The organism is Limosilactobacillus oris DSM 4864 (assembly GCF_001434465.1).
GTDB lineage: Bacteria > Bacillota > Bacilli > Lactobacillales > Lactobacillaceae > Limosilactobacillus > Limosilactobacillus oris.
This window is the reverse complement of sequence record NZ_AZGE01000001.1, coordinates 110,593-130,540: the sequence shown is the minus strand read 5'-3', so window position 1 is coordinate 130,540 and position 19,948 is coordinate 110,593. Positions and strand designations below refer to the sequence as shown.

At 44.6% G+C, this 19,948-nt stretch carries 23 protein-coding genes and 1 pseudogene; 8 read left to right on the top strand and 16 right to left on the bottom strand.

Annotated features, from left to right (window positions below):
* Window positions 1–39 precede the first annotated feature (39 nt).
* The gene (gene acpS / locus FC49_RS00700) at window positions 40–396 is read right to left on the bottom strand and encodes a holo-ACP synthase (RefSeq protein ID WP_003714628.1); all 357 of its coding nucleotides are present in this window, start codon (window positions 394–396) and stop codon (window positions 40–42) included.
* A gap of 163 nt (window positions 397–559) precedes the next feature.
* Between acpS and FC49_RS00695 the strand changes: the two genes are divergently transcribed.
* From FC49_RS00695 to FC49_RS00685, 3 genes are all read left to right on the top strand, one after another.
* Window positions 560–1,939 carry a DHA2 family efflux MFS transporter permease subunit gene (locus tag FC49_RS00695; protein WP_056983771.1) on the top strand — a complete coding sequence of 460 codons (1,380 nt, stop codon included), beginning with the start codon at window positions 560–562 and terminating at the stop codon, window positions 1,937–1,939.
* A 171-nt stretch (window positions 1,940–2,110) separates the two neighbouring features.
* Window positions 2,111–3,262: an MFS transporter gene (locus tag FC49_RS00690; RefSeq protein WP_003714625.1), complete on the top strand. Its 1,152-nt coding sequence runs from the start codon at window positions 2,111–2,113 to the stop codon at window positions 3,260–3,262.
* A gap of 74 nt (window positions 3,263–3,336) precedes the next feature.
* Window positions 3,337–4,221: an aldo/keto reductase gene (locus tag FC49_RS00685; protein ID WP_003714637.1), complete on the top strand. Its 885-nt coding sequence runs from the start codon at window positions 3,337–3,339 to the stop codon at window positions 4,219–4,221.
* Window positions 4,222–4,329: 108 nt separating this feature from the next.
* Here FC49_RS00685 and FC49_RS00680 read toward each other — a convergent pair whose 3' ends face one another.
* The 3 genes and pseudogenes from FC49_RS00680 to FC49_RS00670 all read right to left on the bottom strand — a co-directional run bounded on the left by FC49_RS00680 (window position 4,330) and on the right by FC49_RS00670 (window position 6,360).
* Window positions 4,330–5,193, bottom strand: a complete 864-nt coding sequence (locus tag FC49_RS00680; protein WP_003714894.1) for an alpha/beta hydrolase — start codon at window positions 5,191–5,193, stop codon at window positions 4,330–4,332.
* Window positions 5,194–5,731: pseudogene (locus FC49_RS00675) on the bottom strand (sugar O-acetyltransferase).
* A gap of 143 nt (window positions 5,732–5,874) precedes the next feature.
* Window positions 5,875–6,360, bottom strand: coding sequence for a flavodoxin (locus FC49_RS00670; protein ID WP_003714848.1), 486 nt, complete (start codon window positions 6,358–6,360; stop codon window positions 5,875–5,877).
* 155 nt (window positions 6,361–6,515) lie between these two features.
* Here FC49_RS00670 and FC49_RS00665 point away from each other — a divergent pair, with 155 nt between their 5' ends.
* The gene (locus FC49_RS00665; protein ID WP_003714852.1) at window positions 6,516–7,307 is read left to right on the top strand and encodes a Cof-type HAD-IIB family hydrolase; all 792 of its coding nucleotides are present in this window, start codon (window positions 6,516–6,518) and stop codon (window positions 7,305–7,307) included.
* Between the two features lie 191 nt (window positions 7,308–7,498).
* Here the strand turns inward: FC49_RS00665 and FC49_RS00660 are convergent, their stop codons facing one another.
* Window positions 7,499–8,290 (bottom strand): Rpn family recombination-promoting nuclease/putative transposase, encoded by a 792-nt coding sequence (locus FC49_RS00660; protein ID WP_003714908.1) that lies wholly within the window; start codon window positions 8,288–8,290, stop codon window positions 7,499–7,501.
* A 108-nt stretch (window positions 8,291–8,398) separates the two neighbouring features.
* Complete coding sequence (locus tag FC49_RS00655) at window positions 8,399–8,689, bottom strand: hypothetical protein (RefSeq protein ID WP_056983770.1); 291 nt, start codon at window positions 8,687–8,689, stop codon at window positions 8,399–8,401.
* 116 nt (window positions 8,690–8,805) lie between these two features.
* Here FC49_RS00655 and FC49_RS00650 point away from each other — a divergent pair, with 116 nt between their 5' ends.
* Window positions 8,806–9,186 carry a winged helix-turn-helix transcriptional regulator gene (locus FC49_RS00650; RefSeq protein ID WP_056983768.1) on the top strand — a complete coding sequence of 127 codons (381 nt, stop codon included), beginning with the start codon at window positions 8,806–8,808 and terminating at the stop codon, window positions 9,184–9,186.
* Between the two features lie 100 nt (window positions 9,187–9,286).
* Here FC49_RS00650 and FC49_RS00645 read toward each other — a convergent pair whose 3' ends face one another.
* The 9 genes from FC49_RS00645 to FC49_RS00605 form a co-directional block, all read right to left on the bottom strand.
* Entirely contained in the window at window positions 9,287–9,562 is a 276-nt protein-coding gene (locus FC49_RS00645) for a Txe/YoeB family addiction module toxin (protein WP_056983766.1), read from the bottom strand.
* On the bottom strand, window positions 9,562–9,825 hold the full coding sequence (locus FC49_RS00640; RefSeq protein WP_056983764.1) for a type II toxin-antitoxin system RelB/DinJ family antitoxin: 264 nt from the start codon (window positions 9,823–9,825) through the stop codon (window positions 9,562–9,564). The genes FC49_RS00645 and FC49_RS00640 overlap by 1 nt, the downstream gene beginning before the upstream one ends.
* 115 nt (window positions 9,826–9,940) lie before the next feature.
* The gene (locus FC49_RS00635) at window positions 9,941–10,804 is read right to left on the bottom strand and encodes an aldo/keto reductase (protein ID WP_003714832.1); all 864 of its coding nucleotides are present in this window, start codon (window positions 10,802–10,804) and stop codon (window positions 9,941–9,943) included.
* A gap of 14 nt (window positions 10,805–10,818) precedes the next feature.
* Window positions 10,819–11,700, bottom strand: coding sequence for an aldo/keto reductase (locus FC49_RS00630; protein ID WP_003713799.1), 882 nt, complete (start codon window positions 11,698–11,700; stop codon window positions 10,819–10,821).
* A gap of 105 nt (window positions 11,701–11,805) precedes the next feature.
* Entirely contained in the window at window positions 11,806–12,018 is a 213-nt protein-coding gene (locus FC49_RS00625; protein WP_039930181.1) for a type 2 periplasmic-binding domain-containing protein, read from the bottom strand.
* Between the two features lie 45 nt (window positions 12,019–12,063).
* On the bottom strand, window positions 12,064–12,681 hold the full coding sequence (locus tag FC49_RS00620) for a LysR family transcriptional regulator (protein WP_003713783.1): 618 nt from the start codon (window positions 12,679–12,681) through the stop codon (window positions 12,064–12,066).
* 1 nt (window position 12,682) lies between these two features.
* Entirely contained in the window at window positions 12,683–14,032 is a 1,350-nt protein-coding gene (locus FC49_RS00615) for an MFS transporter (protein ID WP_003713839.1), read from the bottom strand.
* Window positions 14,033–14,211: 179 nt separating this feature from the next.
* A complete protein-coding gene (locus tag FC49_RS00610; protein ID WP_003713829.1) occupies window positions 14,212–14,688 on the bottom strand; it encodes a flavodoxin in 477 nt (158 codons plus the stop codon).
* Between the two features lie 18 nt (window positions 14,689–14,706).
* The gene (locus FC49_RS00605) at window positions 14,707–15,447 is read right to left on the bottom strand and encodes an SDR family oxidoreductase (protein ID WP_003713793.1); all 741 of its coding nucleotides are present in this window, start codon (window positions 15,445–15,447) and stop codon (window positions 14,707–14,709) included.
* A 164-nt stretch (window positions 15,448–15,611) separates the two neighbouring features.
* On the opposite strand from FC49_RS00605, the gene FC49_RS00600 reads away from it, so the two are divergent.
* The 3 genes from FC49_RS00600 to FC49_RS00590 all read left to right on the top strand — a co-directional run bounded on the left by FC49_RS00600 (window position 15,612) and on the right by FC49_RS00590 (window position 18,674).
* Complete coding sequence (locus FC49_RS00600; protein ID WP_003713776.1) at window positions 15,612–16,499, top strand: LysR family transcriptional regulator; 888 nt, start codon at window positions 15,612–15,614, stop codon at window positions 16,497–16,499.
* Window positions 16,496–17,365 carry a LysR family transcriptional regulator gene (locus tag FC49_RS00595; RefSeq protein WP_003713834.1) on the top strand — a complete coding sequence of 290 codons (870 nt, stop codon included), beginning with the start codon at window positions 16,496–16,498 and terminating at the stop codon, window positions 17,363–17,365. The genes FC49_RS00600 and FC49_RS00595 overlap by 4 nt, the downstream gene beginning before the upstream one ends.
* A 121-nt stretch (window positions 17,366–17,486) precedes the next feature.
* A complete protein-coding gene (locus FC49_RS00590) occupies window positions 17,487–18,674 on the top strand; it encodes an ATP-binding protein (RefSeq protein WP_003713755.1) in 1,188 nt (395 codons plus the stop codon).
* A 127-nt stretch (window positions 18,675–18,801) separates the two neighbouring features.
* Here the strand turns inward: FC49_RS00590 and FC49_RS00585 are convergent, their stop codons facing one another.
* Window positions 18,802–19,740 carry a nucleoside hydrolase gene (locus tag FC49_RS00585; protein ID WP_056983760.1) on the bottom strand — a complete coding sequence of 313 codons (939 nt, stop codon included), beginning with the start codon at window positions 19,738–19,740 and terminating at the stop codon, window positions 18,802–18,804.
* Between the last annotated feature and the right edge of the window lie 208 nt (window positions 19,741–19,948).

Genomic DNA, 19,948 nt, shown 5'->3' with positions numbered 1-19,948 from the left:
AGAAGCGGCCAGCGAAATTTTCGCTGGCCGCTTTCTACGTTAATCCGTTTCTAGTATAATTTCGGTCATCACTAGGCTGCCCGTGTGGCTGACCGAGGCATGGACTCGACCAGCGAAGGGCGACCGGGTGACCACCGGTTTACCAAGCCGGCTGTCGAGGATTTCAACGTCCTGAAAGCCGACCGCTTTGCCAATCCCGGTTCCCCAGGCCTTGGCAAACGACTCCTTTAATGACCACCGCCCTGCCAAGTATTCCAGAGCGCGTTGCCCAGTAAAGCCGTGATACTGTTTCTGCTCGGCCGTTGTCAGGACTCGATCCAGAAATTGCGGGTGCTTGCTTGCGAGTTCACCTACTCGGCTAATTTCCGTTAGGTCGATCCCTAATCCCTTAATCATTGATTGCCCTCCTCTTTTAATCCGGTCCATTGTTGTTTCTTATAACTAAATTTTAGCATGGTTAAGAAAGCTGACCAAGGCAATTTGCGTTTGACAAACCTCACTGAATTGTTAAACTGGGAAAGCATTACTGTAAACAAAGGAGAAAAAACAACTAAATCACATGAAAGATCAACGAATTAGCCGGGCACTTATTATTATGGTTTTTGGGACCTTCTTCGGCCTCCTCTGCTCGACCTTAATGAACATCGCCCTGCCGACCTTTATGAAGGTTTTTAATATTTCCGAAGGTCGCGTCCAGTGGGTTATGAACGGCTACATGCTGGTGAACGCGCTGATGATCCCCGTCAGCTCATACCTCATCAAGCGTTTTTCATTCCGGCGGCTCTTTATTATTTTCGCCGGTGTTTTCCTGCTGGGGACCGTTCTCGGTGCCCTGGCAACGTCCTTTATCTTCATCGTTATTGCCCGAATGATTCAGGCAATCGGGGCTGGAATGATGATGCCATTGGTCAACGTCCTGGCAATTCGTTATGCCGTGCCGGGAAAGAAGGGCCGGATTATGGGAATAATTGGTCTTGCCTTTAACTGTGCGCCAATTCTTGGTCCGGCCGTTTCCGGCTTCTTGCTCAACTACCTTTCCTGGCGTTACCTTTTTATCTTAATTATTCCATTCGCGGTCATCACCCTGATGCTGTCATTTTTCTTCCTGCCCTATATTCCCCATAACGAATTACCCCGGTTTAATCTGCCAGGGTTAATCCTGATTACGATTGGCTTGTGGTCACTTCTGATGGGACTGTCAAACGTTTCTAGCTATCCCTTGGCGACCTTTAACGTCGTTGGCTATCTTGCGATTGGTTTAGTGGCCTTAGGGCTCTTTGTCCTCAACCAGCGTCATAGCAGCCACCAGCTAATTAATTTTGAAATTTTTGCCCATAGGCAGTTCGTCCTGGCAACGGTGATTAACATGTTAATCACGGCCACAATGTACGGAAATTCTATTTTGATCCCCCTGCTGGTCCAGATCGTCCTGGGTAAAGGGACGGTTACTTCAGCGATTACCGTGCTGCCTGGAGCAATTCTAACTGGTTTGCTCTCGACGACCAGCGGGCGCTGTTACGATATTTACCCGATTAAGTGGCTAGTCGGCGCGGGGCTGATTATTGACATCATCGGGACAACCTTCCAGGCCGTTGTGGGAGCCCAAAGCACGATCCTGATGATTACAATTTTCCAAACTGTCCGGCAATTTGGTCTGGTAACAATGCTGATTCCGTTGCAGACGCAGGCCCTCTCACTCTTGCCAAATGAAATTGTTCCTGATGCGGTGGCGACCTTTAATACCATGCGGCAAATCGCTGCTTCCTTTGGGACCGCCTTAATTGTCGCGGTGGTCGGCATCGTCAATAATTTCCTGCACTGTCAGTCTTCCCACCTGGGAATCCAAACTGGTTTTGCCTTCTGCCTGCTCCTGCTGGTCGTTTCCCTGGTATTAAGCCAGCAGCTTTACCACAAGATCGTTCGTGCCCAGGCAAGATAAAAACATTGTAACGTTTTACCTAACGGCTATGGTATAATATCAACGGTAAATTTAACTGCTTACCCCGGGGTTTTAAAAGCAGCTTCCCCATTTTGTCCCCGTTCTCAACAAACAAAACGTGCACACCAAACTGCATTAATATGCTTGTAGAAGGGATTGGATAAACTAAATATGAAGTATCGTTTGCAATGTATTGTTTTTGTGCTGGTTGCATTTATGCTTGGCTGTAATGAATTTATGGTGGTTGGGGTCCTCTCCAACATTGCCGAAAGCTACCACGCTTCGCTTTCGGCGGTTGGTCTATTGGTTACAATGTACGCGCTGACCTACGCCATTTGTACGCCGATTCTAACAACCATTACGGGAAAATATGACCGCTTTAAGGTTTTAATGACACTGATGGTCGTGTTCTTCCTGGGAAATACACTGACGGCGGTGGCACCGAACCTCTTCCTCCTGTTCGTTTCCCGGATAATTACCGCTGGTGTTGCGGGAGCCATTATTTCGCTGATCCTTGTCTACGTCAGCATTATCGCTCCAATCGAAAAACGGTCAATGATGGTAGCAACGGTTTTTGCTGGCTTTAGTACGGCGACGATTATCGGGGTTCCCTTGGGAACAACGATTAGCTCCGCCTTTTCCTGGCACGTGAGCTTCGCGGTTATCAGCGGGTTAGCACTAATTATTGGCGCCTTTCTCCTGGTACTGGTCCCCCGTCATACTCCGCAAACAAAGGGGTCAATTGGTCACCAGGTTAAGCTGCTCAGGGATCGGCGAATTATCCTCGGCATTGTTGTGATGGTTACCTTAATGGCCGCGGAGTATACGTTCTACACCTACATTCGGCCAATTATCACTGACGTCCTGCACTTCAGCACGACGGATTTGAACTGGCTGCTGGGCCTGGTCGGCGTCATGTTTATCATTGGAAACGCCTGTGCCGGGATCATCTCAAGCCGGTATGGAATCCGCAAGCTCCCGTTGATCAGCGGTGCCTGCCTGGTGCTCCTCCTGCTAATGGGAGTGAGTTTTGCCAATTCATGGACTGGCGTGGGCCTGCTGTGCCTGATTTGTTTAGTCCTCGGAATGCCCGGATCAATTTTACAAGTAATGTTCTTGAACGTTGCTGACAAGGATTATCCGGCAGCGATCAACCTGGCATCGTCACTGAACCCGATCTGCACCAACGTGGGGGTGACGGTCGGCTCCTTCCTGGCTTCGCTGAGTGTTAACTTCATTGCAATTAGCCAGATCGGGTACGTTGGTGCCGTCTTGGCAGTAATCAGTACCATTGGGGCGGTTTTATTAGTTCGCCATGATTGAACTAACTGGTCTCTCGGAAAAGTCACCGGGAGGCCTTTTTCAATGCTATACTTGATTACAAGAAGGTGTTAAAAATGGATGAACAAAGGAATGTGAAACTAAATAATGGTATTTTGATGCCCCGGGTCGGCCTGGGCGTCTGGAAATCACTGAATGATGAAACTCAACAAATGGTTGCGACCGCCTTGCAAAATGGCTACCGCTTGATTGATACGGCTAAGCAGTATGGCAACGAAACTGGTGTGGGTGCCGGGCTGCAGGAAGGCATGAACAAGGCTAATCTCAAGCGGGCAGACGTTTTCCTGACGACCAAAATTTGGAATGGTGACCAGGGGGACTATGATCAGCTGCGCAAGAGCTTTAACGAACAATTAGGGAAGCTGCAGACTGATTACGTAGACTTACTCCTCCTTCACTGGCCAGTCTTTGACAAGTACCTGGAAAGCTGGCGGGCGTTGGAGGATATTTACCGGGACGGTCAGGCCAAGGCAATCGGGGTCTGCAACTTCAACGTTGACCACCTTACTAACCTACTCGACCATGCTGAAGTAAAGCCGGCCGTCAACCAAATTGAATTTAATCCCCGGATCCACCAGCCAGATACGGTGGCGCTCTGCCAAAAGGAAAAGATTCAGCTGGAAGCTTGGTCACCACTGGGGAATGGGCAGACGCTGAACGAGCCGGTAATCAAAGACATTGCGGCCAAGCACCACAAGAGCGTTGCCCAGGTCGAATTGCGTTGGGAACTGCAACAGGGGTTCGTTGTTATTCCAAAGTCCAGCCACTTTGCCCGGATGCGCGAGAACCTGGATGTCTTTGACTTCCAATTGGACGCGGATGAAATGGAAGCAATCGCGGAACTAGACCAGGAAAAGCATTCCATCTGGTATAATAAGTTTAAGTGGTCCGGTAACCCAGACGGTGTTGACGACTACATTGCTGATGGAAACGGCTTTTAGGCACTCCATGTTTGATATGGATATCATAGGTACCACTCTTGTACCAGTCATTTAAAATATACAAAAACTCGCAGGCTCAACGGGGCTTGCGAGTTTTTAGTTTAGCGATTACTTTTCCCACAGGAACTTTATCAGTGCTTGGTCGACCTGGTGGTTGTTATTATGCAGGCGGCTGTGCTGGGCACTCTTCCCGTGCAGCTCAATTTCTTGGTAAGACTTGGCCCGGTTGCCAACCAGGTATTTTAGCGACTGTGCAGAGGCGACGGGAACGTCACCATCAGAGTTGCTGCCGTCGTCAAGGTTGCCATAAATATTCAGTACTGCGGTACCAGTTGGAAAGTGCTGACGCAGGCCTAAGAGTTCTCGGTAAGACGGGTCCATGCTGCTTGGCTCTCCTGTTTTACGGTTGATGGTTGCCTGTTCACTGCTCCGCTGCCCCACCAAGCCGTTATAGTGGCCGGCAATGGCAACCAGGTGGGCAACCTTCGGCAGGTTCGCGTTGGCGTAATTATCATTGATGTAGTTGATAATTTCTAGGTTTCCCATTGAGTGACCGACCAGGTTGATTTGTCGGTAGTGGTGCTGCTTTTGCAGGGCTTGCACAACGTTCCGAACATAGGTGCCGCCGTGGTGGTAGCCGGCCGTGTAGTCGCTCTGGTAATTTGCCAGCTTATTGTCTTCGAGGTTAACCTCAACGATCGGGTTAACTGCGTGTGCTGGAATTTCCCGGTTAAAGCTTACCCGCCCCTGTTTATCCACGTTTGCTTTGACGATAGTCCTGGTGACGCCAGCATTCCGAGCGGCATTCGCCATCTTTTCTTCAGCGTGGGAACTACTCCCCCAGCCGTGGACGAAAATGGTTGGCGTGGATAATTGAACATAGTGCGTAATTGCGTGGACTGGCTGACTGGCGGTCAAGATTCCACCAACCACGGCGCTCAGTGCCAATAATATTTTGACTATTCTGTTCATTTAACTTTCCTCCTCATCAAGTTGTTTGATGACCCGTGCTGGTATACCAGCCACAATGGTATTTGCAGGGACATCCTTAGTAACCACTGCTCCTGCCGCGACAATTGCGTTCTTGCCGACGGTTACTCCTGGCAAAATGGTGGCGTTGGCACCTAGCCAGGCATTTTCTTCAATATGAACGGGGTTCAGCTCTACCCCATGACGCTTGTGGGGATTTAAAGGATGGTTAACGGAAATGATGGTGACGTTGGGCCCGACAAGGACGTCATCGGCCAGGCTAATCCCGCCCAAATCAGTTAACATTACGCCGCTATTAATGAAGACGTTCTTGCCGATCTTTAGGTTGGCCCCGTAATCGCTCCTGATGGGAAGCCGGATTTCAACCGAATCGTCAATTGGGGTGTCCCGTCACACTAGTCAAGACCTGACGGATTTGTTCCTGGCTGGGTACACTGTTGTTCAATTTTTGCAAAATGTCCTGGTTTTTCAATGCCCGCTTGGTGATTTCTGCCAAGCCGGCCTTACTGATTGTTTTCACTGGCTTCTCCTTTTCTATTTTTATTTGCTTAATATCTTACCTGCAACAACGATTATTGTTAAATATTTACTTTTGATAGCAAAAGATAGTTTTTAGCTATGGAAAAGCCACTAGAAGAACGGCTCTCCTGGTGGCGATTCATGCTAATTGAAGTTAAGACGATCAATCCAGGCATCAATCTGCCGGGGACTGTTCAAGATTGCCCCTTGGTTGACCTGGGTATCATAATTATTTTCCCGGACAGAGCGTTCGATAAAGCTCTGTGAACGGTCATAGGTGGATCCACCTGATGTTGCGAACATGGCGAGGTTCTTACCGTTTAAATCGAGTTTATCAATCACGTCGGCAATCATCCGTGGCGGAATCGCCCACCAGATTGGATGACCGATGACAATATTATCATAGTCTTGAATGTCAGGAAGGTCATCCTTTACGGCAACCCGACTGTCGTGCTGGTGCTGTTCAATCGAAGTTCGGCTCTTTGAATCGTGCCAGTTAAGGTCGGCAGCGGTGTACGGCTGGGCCGCGTGAATTTCCGCAATGTCCGCGTTTAGCTTCTGGGCAACCTGCTCGGCAATGTTTTTGGTAGTATTAGTTGCTGAATAATAAAGTACTAAGGTCTTTGCCATAATGAATTCCTCTTTTCTAATTATTTGTTAGTTAAATTATAGTGGTTGGCACAGTAAAAGAAAAATACTTATTACTTGTACATAACCATGCTAAAAGTGAATAAATCAATTTGTTATAATGGGGTTAACCTATCGTTACTGAGGAGGAAATATTAATGATTCGCGCAATTGCTACTGATATTGACGGCACTTTTTTAACCACCAATCGCCACTATGACCGGCAGCTCTTTAAGCAGCTTTATCAGCGGATGATCCGACAAGAAATTCGCTTTATCGTTGCCAGTGGTGATCAATATTACTTCCTGCGGTCTCTTTTCCCAGATATTGCGGACGACTTGGCCTTTGTTGCCGAGAATGGTGTGCTAACGGTTGACTGCAACCAGGAAATTGCTTGTGGGCAGTTAAAAGCAGCTGATGTTACCAGGATTGTCGCCTATCTGGAAACTCTTCCGCAAACGAACTACATTGTCTGTGGTCGGCAGTATGCCTACGTCAAGGACACCATGCCGGACTACTTTATTCAGAATATGGATAGGTTCTATACCCGGACAGAGGTCGTGCATGAATTTGACTTTACGGGAGACAAGATCTTTAAGTTTGCCCTGACCGTCCCAGCTAAAAAGATGCGCGCGATTGCTCATGATATTAATACTAAGTTTGCTGGGATTATCCGGGCAACGGCCAGCGGGAACGGCGCGATTGACCTGATTATTCCCCACATGGATAAGTCATACGGGTTGAAAAAGCTGTTAAATCGTTGGCAGGTTGACCCAGCCGACCTGGTAGTCTTTGGCGATGGTGAAAACGACCTCGAGATGTTTGACCTTGCTGGGACCAGTTATGCCATGGGAAACGCACCGGCTAACGTAAAAGCAGCAGCGAGCCAGACGATTGGAACTAATGATGACCAGGCAGTATTGCAGCAATTGGCGAAGATGCTTAATTAATCTCGTTACTCAGAAGCTACTGCGCTGAGGCACTTTTTTTAAACAGCAGGGCCGTGACATAAGTCCTATTACTTTAACAAAAAGCGAACAGCGCAGTACACAAAGGGGCTTCAGTGCTCGGCAAAGCCGAACTCTGAAGCCCTCTTTGTGCTTTCTAAAGACTAGCTACGCGTCTTCACGCTCCCCTTACTTTACTCAAATAATTCTCGCATCTGTGAATCAGTTAGGGCGAATTGCTGCTGGACTTTGGACTTAACCTCTGCCTCAGCCATTCCTGCTTGGCGTAATAATTCGATTGTACCTCTAATGGCGTCTCTCTTCCCTTCTTCACGAACGTCTTCGTCGTGGAACATCATGTGGGTCCGGTTGTCCATATAATCATTCCTCCATTCCGTATTCTTGCTTAAATTCTGGATGTAGCCCTTTAATTCGTCGACATACTTGTCATTGTCTACATCCCTATTATCTACGTAATCAAGGAAATTGCGCAAGCCTTTTGATACGTCATTTTTAATTCCCTTAGTATTGAGAAAAATTGCCGTCCGTCCATCATCTAACGCCAATGCTTTATCTTGCCGACAGTAATTCGCAAAGTCATACCGGTGCAATCCAAGGTCAAAGGGGTCAAACGGACAAATAAAAATCACGTAGGAACGCCGCAAACTTGCGTATTTTTGCCCGTGCTTCAACATTTCACTGTCGATTCGGCCCTGGTAGTAACGGACCCGTTGTGGTAGACCGCGGGTGTGGCGAATCTGCATATCAATCTCGTAGACCACCCCGTTTTGATCCTTCGTATACACATCAAAGCGGACACCGTGACTGAATTGACTCTCCTGAACCACTTTTTGGATTGTTGGAAACTCAATCCGCTCAATCTTTAACTCGGGTAAAATTAATTGAATCAAACGTTGACAGAGCCGCTTATTACTCATTACACTGCCAAAAACAAAATCATCCTGAATGCTAATTTTATTTTTCATCTCGCCCACCCCGTATTTATTCCTCTATGATAATAAATACGGGAAATTTGCTGATGTCTACCAAGCAATATAAAAACGGCAGCCTTCAAAAGCTGTCGCTGTTATTTCTTATGCTACGGTGTAGATTCGTACTTCCGGATCTTCAGTCCAAGTTGGCTTTAGGCCGGGAAAGACGTGTTGGGTAAACATCTCACTGTTTAGATATGCCTTGGCATGTTCAACACTATCGAAGCCATGAAGCACTTGCACATCCTCATCCCGAATCAAGAAATCCTTGGTTTCTGCACCGGGGATGGTCTTGAGAAACGGTTCACGATAGTCTGTATAGACCTTCGCTGCCGCTGCCCGATTCTTCTCTGGAATCACCATTGTTACTTGCAAATATACTTTAACTGCCATTTTACTTCCTCCTCAGATCAATTAATTTACAATTCTGATAGTAGTCGTTTACAATCAAAATTAATACGAATTCAAAAGCGATTGAGCTACTAAAAAATTGTTGAGGAAGGTCAGTTATGTATCAACGAAAAATACCAAAAGAATATTACTGTACTTTGGACTATGGTTTGGATATTTTTGGCGGTAAGTGGAAGCCGCGGATTCTCTGTATTCTTGGCCACGTTAATTCAATGCGCTACGGCGAATTAAAGGCGCAGATGGAAGATATTTCGGACGCCGCCCTAGCGGATAGTCTCCACGAATTACAGCAAGCTGGCATCATCAACCGTCGTCAATATAATGAAATGCCGATTCGGGTTGAATATTCTTTGACGGCGGAAGGTGAAAGCCTAATTCCAGTACTTAATACGATTTCCGCTTGGGCGATCAAGCATAGTGATGCGGAAATATATACCGGGAAACACTTTGAGAAGATTCACCGGGCAAAATTTGATTAACAACTGTTCTCTTTATAATAAAAAAGACTATATACTAGATTGTCATATCTAACATCAGTCTAGGGTTCCGTCGCTTAGCTGCCGATGGCTTTTTTATTCGCTAAAATCTAGCGTTTTGATAGTGGGTCTTGCATTGGATGATTGTAAAGGCGCCGTTATCTTCTGGAACATATACCAATCGATCAACGTCGTTAATTCGGCGTGACCATAGTCCTGCCAAATTTCCTTTCAGCGGCTCTGGTTTTCCTAATCCTTCAAATAAACCATCGCGTTGAATCGACTTAATTAGCTTATTAATCCGTTTCAACGTCTTTTTGTCTTCTCTTTGCCAGTTAACATACTCAGCCCAGGCTTCGTCACCCCATTTGACAGTCATTACTTATCCTCCAGCAAGTTATGACTGGAGGTTGCAGCCCCTTTTTTATATTTTTTAAAGCGTTCTTCCAGGGTTTTCATATTTTCATTGCTGTAAAAAGGACTTGCTTTTACTTCAAATGGAATCTTTTTTTCATTAACCAGTGCCTTAGTCGCCATTGTAATCCAAACGGAAAAGTTAAGCCCCATATCATTGAGGAGCATCTCTGCCTCACTCTTTAATGCCGGGTCCATGCGGGCTGTTACCTTTGTCTCATTAGCCATTTGTTGTTCCCCTCCTGTCTTACTTTGTAACTACATTGTACTTTGAACATAAGCGAAAGTAAATTAAAAAGACCCGAGCAGCTCCGCCCAGGCCTCAACTTATCAATATTCAATTTTAATCATTAGCGTGCACATCATATTGACTGAGCATTTCTTCAACGCCCGGTGCATCTGGATCGTGCATTCCCTTGCCCTTATCGAGGGCCCGCATTTGATCCATTTCGGCGGAGTTCAATTCAAAGTCAAAGATTTCCATGTTGCTCTTGATCCGTGCTTCATGAACTGACTTTGGAAAGACCGTTACTCCTTCTTGATGTTCAAAGCGGAGGATAATTTGACCAGCGTCCTTACCATACTTTTCCGCCATCTTAGTAATGACTGGTTCCTTAAAGAGATCTGCATTTCCTTGGCCTAGTGGTGCCCAAGCTTCAAGGGCAACCCCATTCTTAGCCATGATTTGCCGCAATTCTTTTTGCTGGAAGTATGGGTTAAATTCAACTTGGTTAACTGCTGGCATTACGTCAAAGTTAGGAACAAACTTATTCCAAATCTTTGGTGTCATGTTGGAAACACCGATTGAACGAATCTTACCAGCCTTTTGTGCTTCTTCCAATGCTTTCCAGGCTTCATCGACCTTGCCGTATGGTTGGTGAATCAAGTACATATCCATGTAGTCCAAGCCCAACTTCTTCAATGAAAGATCAATTGCCTTCTTAGCATCTTCATAAGCGTAGTCTTGGAGCCAAAGCTTAGAAGTTACCCAGATTTGATCACGAGGAATACCACTATCCTTAATTGCCTTACCGACTTCTTGTTCGTTAAAGTAGGCTGTTGCAGTATCAATATGCCGGTAACCAGCAGCTAAAGCATCCTTGACTGCTTGGTAGGTCGTGCCATCAGCTGGGATTTGGAAAGTTCCAAAACCAAATGAAGGAATTTCATTACCGTCGTTGAGTTTAAATGTTGGAATATTAGCCATGATTAAGATCCTCCTTATTTTTCACTGTTTTGGACTTGCTTTAAGCTAGAACCAAAGATTTGTTCAATGGTAACTGGATCACGGTGATCAAAGAATTGACTTTCGTTCTTATCGAGGCTAGCCATCTTCTTCATATCATCATCAGAAAGTTCAAAGTCAAAGACATCAATATTTTCGGCCATCCGGTTCTGGTGAACAGACTTAGGAATGACGGTGATTCCACGTTGTAAGAGCCAACGCAGGATTACTTGACCATTGCTCTTACCATACTTTGCGGCAATTTCTGCAATGGTTTCGTTAGTAAAGATGTTGTGCTTACCTTCTGCAAATGGTGCCCAGGCTTCAACGCGGACATCTTGACTTTGGGCGAAGTTAACTTCAGCATCTTGTTGGTACCAAGGGTTAACTTCGATTTGGTTAACAGCTGGCTTAACTGGCATCGTCAGCATTAAGTCTTGCAACTGGTCAGCGTAGAAGTTAGAAACACCAATTGCCCGAATCTTACCTTCTTTTTGCGCTTCTTCTAAGGCTCTCCATGCACCCATTGTATCACCATATGGTTGGTGAAGCAGGTAAAGGTCCATGTAGTCTAAGCCAAGCTTTTGCAGAGAAGTATCAATTCCCTTCTTAGCACGTTCGTAGTTAAAATCAGAAACCCACAGTTTTGAAGTAACAAAAATCTCGTCACGGTTAACTGAACTGTTCTTAATGGCCTTACCAACTGCTTCTTCATTTTGGTATGCAGTAGCGGTATCAATTAAGCGGTAACCAGTTTCAATGGCGTCCGTAACTGCCTGCTCAGCTTGAGATAAGTCAGGAACTTGGAAAACCCCAAAACCAAGCGTTGGCATTTCGACACCGTTATTTAACTTTACTGTTGGCACATTGTTTGACATTAGATTAACTTCCTTTCGGTTGCTTTTGTGATTGTCTATATCATAACTACCAGGCAACGAATTGAAAATTACTTGATTAGTATAGAAGCATACGTTCAATGTATACTATGGTTTAACATGTTGAAATTCACTGATAAAGAGTTGCTCCAGCTGTGACTGCGGACGGTCTTTCTTCCAAATCAGCTTTACCGGCGCAGTAGTAAAGTCGTTCAAAGGAATAAAAGTAAACTCTGAACTTTCTTGGTGGTATGTGTCACGATCAAAAGTAACCGCCATGCCAACCCCGTTACGAACTAGCGAGTGCATGCTAACCGTCATATCATAAGTACCAACAAACCGGACTTGTTTGACAACATTGCCTAACTACTCCTTAAAGCCCCTAATTAACCCATTTTGCCTTGCTAAGATGATTCGCTGGTTAGCTAGATCAGTCGGGGTAATCGTCCCATTAACCTTCAGTGGGTTCTCCTTCTTCATTAAGATCCCCCACCGGTCTTGGTAGTTAATGGGTAATTGGTGGAAGTCAGCAAGGTTAGTTTGATTACTGACAAAGCCAAAATCCAAAATGCCCCGGTTAATTTCACGCGGAATTAAATCGCTAGCAACGTTATGCAGGTTAACTTTAATCTTGGGATAACGCCGAACGAGCGTACCAAAAGTTTCCGCAACTAGCTCTTGCATCCGGTCCTCCCCAACGCCAATCTCTAACTCACCGGTTACCAACTCATTTGATTTGATAATCTCGGTGGTGTTATTCGCAATTTGAAGCATCTCTTGGGCCCGGGAGTAAAGAAACTTCCCATTATCGGTTAGGCCGATTGGTTTCTGGTCGCGTTCTAATAAGATCGAACCGAGCTCTTCCTCTAAATTTTGAATTTGGCGGGATAAGGTGGATTGGGAAAGGTGAAGGACATTAGCTGCCTTTGAGATATTCCCCTCCTGGACAACCGTGACAAAGTACATTAAGACTCGTAATTCCACGTTATTTCCTCCCTTCATGATTAAAGTAGATCAGGATGCTCATTAAAACTAGTAAGACTGCGATTACCAGGCCAGCAATCATTGCCAGATGGAATTGGCCTGCAAAATTCTGACCATTGCCGAGTTTAATTCCCATTTGAACCATTACGGCGATCCCAAGAACTCCGCCGAGTTGGTGGAACATGTTAAGGATTCCGGATGCGGCTCCTGATTCTTGTGGCTTCACGCCATTGATTGCCAAGTTTGTTTGGGGTGCTAAGGCTAGTCCCTGACCAACCCCTAATAGCAATTCAGGAACCAGTAAAATTGTCAAATAGTTATTACCATTAACAAATACTGCCCAAACAAATGCTAACATAATTGCGCCACTTCCAGATAGGAGAACGACCTGATTATCTAGTTTTTCGACCATCCGTGGTACCAGAATGGCGACGACAAAGAGCGTAATTGTCATTGGTAAATAAGCCAATCCTGTCAGCAACGGCGAATAGTGTAAAACCTCTTGCAAAAATTCTGAATCAAAAAAGTAAAAGCCCATTGCAGCGGCGACCAAGAAAGCTCGGGACAAGTCCGCTAGCAGCCGTCCGCGGTTAGCAATCAGCTTTAATGGCAGGACTGGATTATCAACTCGCTTTTCAATAACAAATAGACCGGCAAGGATTACTAATGCGGCAATCATGAATGGTGCCATTTGGCGAGCACCGTTGACAGCGTAAACAAGCAACCCACTGCCGATAACAGATGCCAGACTCCCTAGAGTATCAATCCGGCTATCAGCTTGTGCCGCTTGCTTCTGCTCTAACGTTTTAACCGAGAGAATGAATAAGCCGAGCGCAACGGCAGCATTGAGATAGAAACCAACCCGCCAGTTGAGGTAGGATGTCAAGATTCCACCAAGGATCAAGCCAATACTCATCCCCAGGCCCGCGATTGAACTGTACCAAGCAATTGCCTTAGAAAGCATCGGTTCTGTAAAGTAGTCGACCAATAAGGCCAGTGAAGTTGGTGCTAAAATAGCAGCGCCCATCCCCTGAACAAAGCGTGAGGCAATCGTCATTGCGGCAGCAGTTGAAATTGCGGTTACCAATGAACTAACCGCAAACAAAGCTAGGGCAATCTCCATCATTAATTTTCGCCCATACATATCACCCAAGCGCCCGCTAAGCAGGATAAAGCTCCCAAAGGCCAGACCATACGCATCCTGAATCCAGGATAGTGAAATTTGACTTAGGTGTAAGTCAGCTTGAATCCTGGTAAGACTCGTCAGGACTAGCGAATTATCCAGTGCGGTTAGCAGGTAACTCATTAACGCGATTAACAAGACTAACTTCTTTCGTAAACCGATTCTCATTTCACAGACCACCTTTAATTTGATAACTGTGATTATTTTAGGTGGCAGTGGTGATGATGTAAAACAGTTATATTGCAAGAGCGATTATGCTCTAAAGTCATAGTAACTTAAAAAACAGGCAGCACCTATCTTACGGCCTGCCTGTTTTATCTAGCTCTTAACGTGTTTGAAATATTAATTTAAATTTGTGTTAACCAATGATCAATCGTTTGTTCCAATTGATTCTGGTTGTTCAAAGTACCCATAGTTAGTTCCAGTAAGTCATGAACTTGGCCATTGTGAAGCTGCCTTTTCAGATCAGCTAAATATTGTTCATCGTGATCATAATAGGTTACCCAAGGATAAACATCGTTCCCTGCAAAGTTAGCCATCTTCAGGAACGATTGTAAAGGATTAGAAACTGTGAATCCCCAGCTGGGACCACCAAGGAAGACCTGCTTATATTTGCTCATGTCAGGATAGCCAGTTTTGAGTGCTGGCAAATTATTATCCTCACGTTCCTTTTTAGCGACATCCCAAGCTGCCCACATATTTTTATCGTATTCTTTAACTGGCTGAACTTCAAATATATCAGCACCAGTCTTTTGAGCAATCAGGTTAGCTACACGTTGGTTATAGCCCGTACTAGAATAGTAAATAATTAGTTTGTCTGTCATTGGTGATCCCCCTTTCTTTTACATTGATTGCAGTGTTGGCCGAACGATCATCTCGGAAACGGACATGTTATCCTTCGTGGCAATTGCAAATTCAACCGCTTGAGCAATCTGATCAGCAGTTAAACCGTCAACATTTGACCAATAATCAGTATTAACCTTCCTTGTTTCTGGATCGCTGATGTGGCTGGTTAGTTCACTTTGGGTTGCCCCTGGTGTAATGATTGTGGTTTTAATATGATTTTGAGCTTCTTCCATTCGTAAACCATCCATAATAATCCGGGTAGCGTACTTAGTTCCTGAATAGACTGCCATATCAGGAGCAACCATGTGTCCGGCAACGGAATCAGTGGTGATAATATGACCTTGACCCTGCTTCTTCATAATTGGCAACGCGGCAGCAATTCCGTTCAATGGTCCCATAATATTAATGTTAACCATGTTTTGCCATTCGTCACGATGCCCATCACTTAATGGGGATAATGGCATAATTCCAGCGTTATTGTAGAGCACATCAATTCTTCCAAACTTCTCTACTGCCATATTAATAGCAGTTTGAACTTCCTTAAAATTGGTAACATCAGCTTTAACTGGAATGACCTGCCCTTCCGGAAATTCACTAGCAATTTCGTTGAGACGATCTAGCCGACGAGCAGTAATAACCAGCTTAGCCCCATCTTTAGCTAGCTGGCGAGCGGTTGCGGCGCCAATCCCTGAAGAAGCCCCCATAATTACAACTACTTTATTTGATAAATCAGTCATGATATCCAACCTTTCTTGTTATTATTTCTGTTGATGATTTTATTCTATTAGCTATCATTTCAGATGTACAACAGTTATTAAAGATGGAAATGCATGACTAAAAGCGATTTATAAAAATAAACGTTGTATAATTAAGGAATAACTTACTAAAGAGGTGTCCACGAATGGAACTCCGCGTTTTAAATTACTTTGTCGAGATTGTCAATCAGCACGGGATTACCAAGGCTGCTAACCATTTACATATCTCACAATCGACTCTGTCACGACAGATTCAAGATCTGGAACAAGAACTCGGTACTCAGCTTTTTATCCGTAAGCCCCGCCAGCTTTCATTGACCGAAGATGGTTACTTTCTGTATCACCGTGCTTTGGAGATTCTCAAGCTATCTCAAAATACAGAGAGCTATCTTCAGCAGGGCCAAACGCTTGCTGGAGAATTAAGTATTGGTGCCGGTGAAAATCAGGCGAATGATTACCTATTGCCAAGCTTTAAACAGTTGATTAACCAGGGAAATGGTGTCCAGATTGACTATAAAAGTCTTAACGGGGACCAGATTATCGAAGGAATTAATCGTGGCAGCTTAGATTTTGGTGTAATTTCAACCAATGAACCACTAAATGAATACCATACGCTGACATTACCGTTTGAAGATTACTGGGGCGTCGCTTTCCCCAGTGGTCATCCATTTGACCAAAAGAATGAGATTATTGCGGCTGACTTGCAGGAAAAGGATCTGCTGATTCCCTACCAGCTAGACTCTAGCTCCCAATTGCTTTCTTACCTGAATGAATACGTTGTCGACTACCGGGTTGTTGGTACCTATGACATGCACTACAATATGCGGGCGATGATTAATGCTGGACTCGGGCTAGCGTTGACTTTTAATAAACCGATCTACCAATCCGGTAATATCCATTTTCGCCGTCTTCAGTTCCTTCACCCAATTCAAACAACCTTAATTTGGCGGAAGGATCATCAACTGACGCGGCTCGGCAATGCCTTCATTGAAGAAGTTAACAAACAGGTAAGGAATGGAGGGAATAATCAGTGATTGATAATTACCTATTAGAAGAACTTGTCACGTTTGCCAAATACAAAACCCTCGCGAAAACAGCGGCTGAGTTGAATGTCACTCAACCAACTGTTACGCGGGGGATGCAAAAATTAGAAGATGAGTTGGGAGTACAGCTATTTGATCGGCAGCCTAACAGAATTAGTCTGACTAAGACGGGCGAGTTAGCTGCTGAAAAAGCCAATGCGCTCCTCCAAGCTAACCAGCAATTTATCACTGAAATCAAAAACTACGCCCAAAGTCAACAGGTCCTCAAAGTTGCAAGCGTGGCACCTGGGCCATCGATTTTGTTAGAGCGACTGCATGAACAGTCTGCTCTTGATTATCAAGTAGCATCAGACCTCTTACCAGAAGCTCAGGCTGCTGAAAGTCTGTTAGACCATCAATATACATTCGTGATTACCAATCAGGAAATTCAAACTGATTTGATTGAGTCACGGTACATTGGCCAGGAACATCTCTTTGCCAATTTGGATCAATTTATGTACCTAGCTAACCAGCAGCAGGTTACTTTTAAGGAACTGGCCGGATTAAGCTTTGTTGTTCTTTCTGACATTGGACCATGGAAAGAGGTTATTCAAGATAATATTCCCGACGCTAAGTTCTTGTATCAAAGCGAGTACGATGCCCTGACTGAATTAACCAAGTACACCAACTTTCCCTTTTTCACGACTAATATCACTGAGCCGGATGGTACTTACGACACCACTGACAGTGTTTCCCTGCCGATTACTGATGACTCAGCAACCATCACCTTTTACGCTGCCTATTTAAAAGATCAGCGAAGAACGGTTACACCGTTGATGAAAGAGTTAGTTAAGATTTGGCCAAAAAAGCAATTCTGATGAGTTTAAAAATACTTTTACATTCTAGATAATTTCTCGAAAAGTATAAAAGTAATTTCAAACTAATGGTATAATTGTCATAATTATAAAAGTAATTTCAAACTTATGAGAGGTTAACTAAATGATCCAACGAGATAATTATATGCAACGATTAGACCTGGTTCGCGACAAGCAAATTATTAAAGTATTAACGGGAGTTCGCCGATCGGGAAAGTCTACAATCTTAGAAATGTACATGCAGCGATTAAAAGAAGAATTTAGCGTTGGTGATGACCAAATCCACCATCTTAACTTTGAAGATCTTGGGATTTCTAGTCTCCAAGACTACCATGAGCTATATGACTACTTAAATAATCATCTAGTTGTAGATAAAATGAATTATATTTTCCTGGATGAAATCCAAAACGTCGCCCACTTTGAAAAAATACTTGATAGCTTATTTATTAAAAAGAACGTCGACCTGTATGTGACCGGCTCAAACGCTTTTATGCTTTCTGGAGAATTATCGACACTGTTGTCCGGGCGTTATATTGAAATTCACGTTTTCCCATTGTCATTTGCAGAGTTTTTACCAACCATGAATAACGATTCTAAAGTTCAAGCATTCGATCGTTACTTAGAAAGAGGCGGCTTCCCGTTCGCTATTGAATTGAATGATAGTCAAACTTATCACGACTATATTGATGGCATTATTAACACCGTGTTAATCAAAGATATTCTTGCTCGTCGTGAACGAGGTAACGCCTCCTTTGTTGAAGAATTGGCTAAATATTTAACGGATACAGCTGGAAATTTGGTCACACCAAGAAAAATAGCAGGGTTAATGACTTCTAAAGGTGTCAAAACCAGCTCAGCAACCGTTACTTCATATCTGAAGAACTTTACTGATGCCTATCTTTTCTACAAATGTGATCGCTATGATATTAACGGTAAAAAATACTTAACGATCAATTCAAAATATTATCCAGTCGATCCAGCGTTGCGAATTGACCTATTAGGGACTAAACGCCCCAACTTTGGTAGTCGTCTAGAGAGTATCGTATACCTAGAACTACTGCGGCGAGGATATGAGGTTTACGTTGGTTCATTAGGTAATTTAGAGATTGATTTTGTAGCAATTAAGGATGGTATCAAGGAGTATTATCAGGTTTCCCTTTCCGTTAAGGATGAACACACCTATCAACGTGAAATACAAGGGTTTCAACAGATTAATGATAATTTCCCCAAAAAGTTATTAACTGAAGATCATGGTTACTACAATGACAATGGAATTGAACAAATTAACGTAATCGATTGGCTGTTATCTTAATCCTCTCATTACCAAAAAGTGGTCTACTAAACTAGCTCTTAAAAGCTGATTAGTAGACCACTTCTTTAAATCAATGCTCCATTGACAAACAGGGTAGTTAATTTTCGTAATTCAGTCAGTTCAACCACTACTTCATCTGAGCACTCTTCAGCAGTTTATCGAAGTGCTGGTAGAATTTTTCCTGGTCGGCCTTTGTAACCAATGTCAGTTCGCGACCTTCAACACTTTTGTATGTCCGACCAGCGCCGCGTCCATTAACTTCAATCGCGGCCTTTTCTACCGTCGATTCGACAATTTCAGGGTATAAGCTCGACAAGGTCGTCAGCACGTCCCACAGGTAGTAGGTCGAGTCCGCTTCGTCAGCTAAAACCAGCGAGTACCCCTGCCCTACCAGGTCAAATGCTGGGTAACGCCGGTTGACTGCGAAATGACGGCGTAATTCTGGCGTTAATGGCAGCTCTTCGGTGCTTTCCAAGCCGACCATCTGAATATCTAAATCAGAATCAAAGACCGTCTTGACCGCTTCGGGATCCCAAAAGGCATTCCATTCCGCGGTCCCGTCAAAGCCAGGTTCATTGACGTTGCCATGACCATCTAAGCTGCCACCCATCCAGTACAGTCTATCAATGTTGTCCTGAAGCGATGGGTCAATCTCCAGGGCCCGGGCCAGGTCGGTCAGGGGACCCGTCATGACCAGGGTAACCGGAGAATCGGCCGCTTTAATTTTGTCCAGCATATCCAAGTGGGCTGGCTTGGCCGCCTGCTTCGTTTCTACCTTCCCTGGTTCATTCAAAATCGGCAGGTCGTTAAACGAGAAGGAACTCAGCCGCCAGTTGGACGGAAACTGGTGGTGGGCACGTGAATCTGACTTAGCAACTTCCAGCTTGTCACCGCGCAGGTTGAAGCGGTCAATAATCTTGCGCGCCGCCATGACGGCCGGATCAACGTAACAGTCTGCATCAATCACGCCGACCCCCAACAGCTTAATGTCCGGCGCCTGCAACATCAGCAACAGGGAAACCAAATCGTCAACGTTACCGTCATGATTAAAATAAATATTCTTCAAGTTTAATTCCTCCTTTATGCTGTTATGATAATAGCATAAAAAAGATAATTGCGAACGAACTATTTTGACTATTTTTTATTATTCGTTTAGTAAACCCTTTTAGCTCCGAGGTACCAACCGAGAGTTCGGTAATTTTAAAATAAATTAGGCGGTATAAGTAAGGGCCTAAAAATTAACTCAACCGTTTTAACCAACTTCTTCCGCGTCA

Coding starts and splice junctions, on each gene's coding strand:
- acpS (WP_003714628.1), bottom strand. CDS start 396: ATGATTAAGGGATTAGGGATCGACCTAACGGAAATTAGCCGAGTAGGT.
- FC49_RS00695 (WP_056983771.1), top strand. CDS start 560: ATGAAAGATCAACGAATTAGCCGGGCACTTATTATTATGGTTTTTGGG.
- FC49_RS00690 (WP_003714625.1), top strand. CDS start 2,111: ATGAAGTATCGTTTGCAATGTATTGTTTTTGTGCTGGTTGCATTTATG.
- FC49_RS00685 (WP_003714637.1), top strand. CDS start 3,337: ATGGATGAACAAAGGAATGTGAAACTAAATAATGGTATTTTGATGCCC.
- FC49_RS00680 (WP_003714894.1), bottom strand. CDS start 5,193: ATGAACAGAATAGTCAAAATATTATTGGCACTGAGCGCCGTGGTTGGT.
- FC49_RS00670 (WP_003714848.1), bottom strand. CDS start 6,360: ATGGCAAAGACCTTAGTACTTTATTATTCAGCAACTAATACTACCAAA.
- FC49_RS00665 (WP_003714852.1), top strand. CDS start 6,516: ATGATTCGCGCAATTGCTACTGATATTGACGGCACTTTTTTAACCACC.
- FC49_RS00660 (WP_003714908.1), bottom strand. CDS start 8,290: ATGAAAAATAAAATTAGCATTCAGGATGATTTTGTTTTTGGCAGTGTA.
- FC49_RS00655 (WP_056983770.1), bottom strand. CDS start 8,689: ATGGCAGTTAAAGTATATTTGCAAGTAACAATGGTGATTCCAGAGAAG.
- FC49_RS00650 (WP_056983768.1), top strand. CDS start 8,806: ATGTATCAACGAAAAATACCAAAAGAATATTACTGTACTTTGGACTAT.
- FC49_RS00645 (WP_056983766.1), bottom strand. CDS start 9,562: ATGACTGTCAAATGGGGTGACGAAGCCTGGGCTGAGTATGTTAACTGG.
- FC49_RS00640 (WP_056983764.1), bottom strand. CDS start 9,825: ATGGCTAATGAGACAAAGGTAACAGCCCGCATGGACCCGGCATTAAAG.
- FC49_RS00635 (WP_003714832.1), bottom strand. CDS start 10,804: ATGGCTAATATTCCAACATTTAAACTCAACGACGGTAATGAAATTCCT.
- FC49_RS00630 (WP_003713799.1), bottom strand. CDS start 11,700: ATGTCAAACAATGTGCCAACAGTAAAGTTAAATAACGGTGTCGAAATG.
- FC49_RS00625 (WP_039930181.1), bottom strand. CDS start 12,018: ATGACGGTTAGCATGCACTCGCTAGTTCGTAACGGGGTTGGCATGGCG.
- FC49_RS00615 (WP_003713839.1), bottom strand. CDS start 14,032: ATGAGAATCGGTTTACGAAAGAAGTTAGTCTTGTTAATCGCGTTAATG.
- FC49_RS00610 (WP_003713829.1), bottom strand. CDS start 14,688: ATGACAGACAAACTAATTATTTACTATTCTAGTACGGGCTATAACCAA.
- FC49_RS00605 (WP_003713793.1), bottom strand. CDS start 15,447: ATGACTGATTTATCAAATAAAGTAGTTGTAATTATGGGGGCTTCTTCA.
- FC49_RS00600 (WP_003713776.1), top strand. CDS start 15,612: ATGGAACTCCGCGTTTTAAATTACTTTGTCGAGATTGTCAATCAGCAC.
- FC49_RS00590 (WP_003713755.1), top strand. CDS start 17,487: ATGATCCAACGAGATAATTATATGCAACGATTAGACCTGGTTCGCGAC.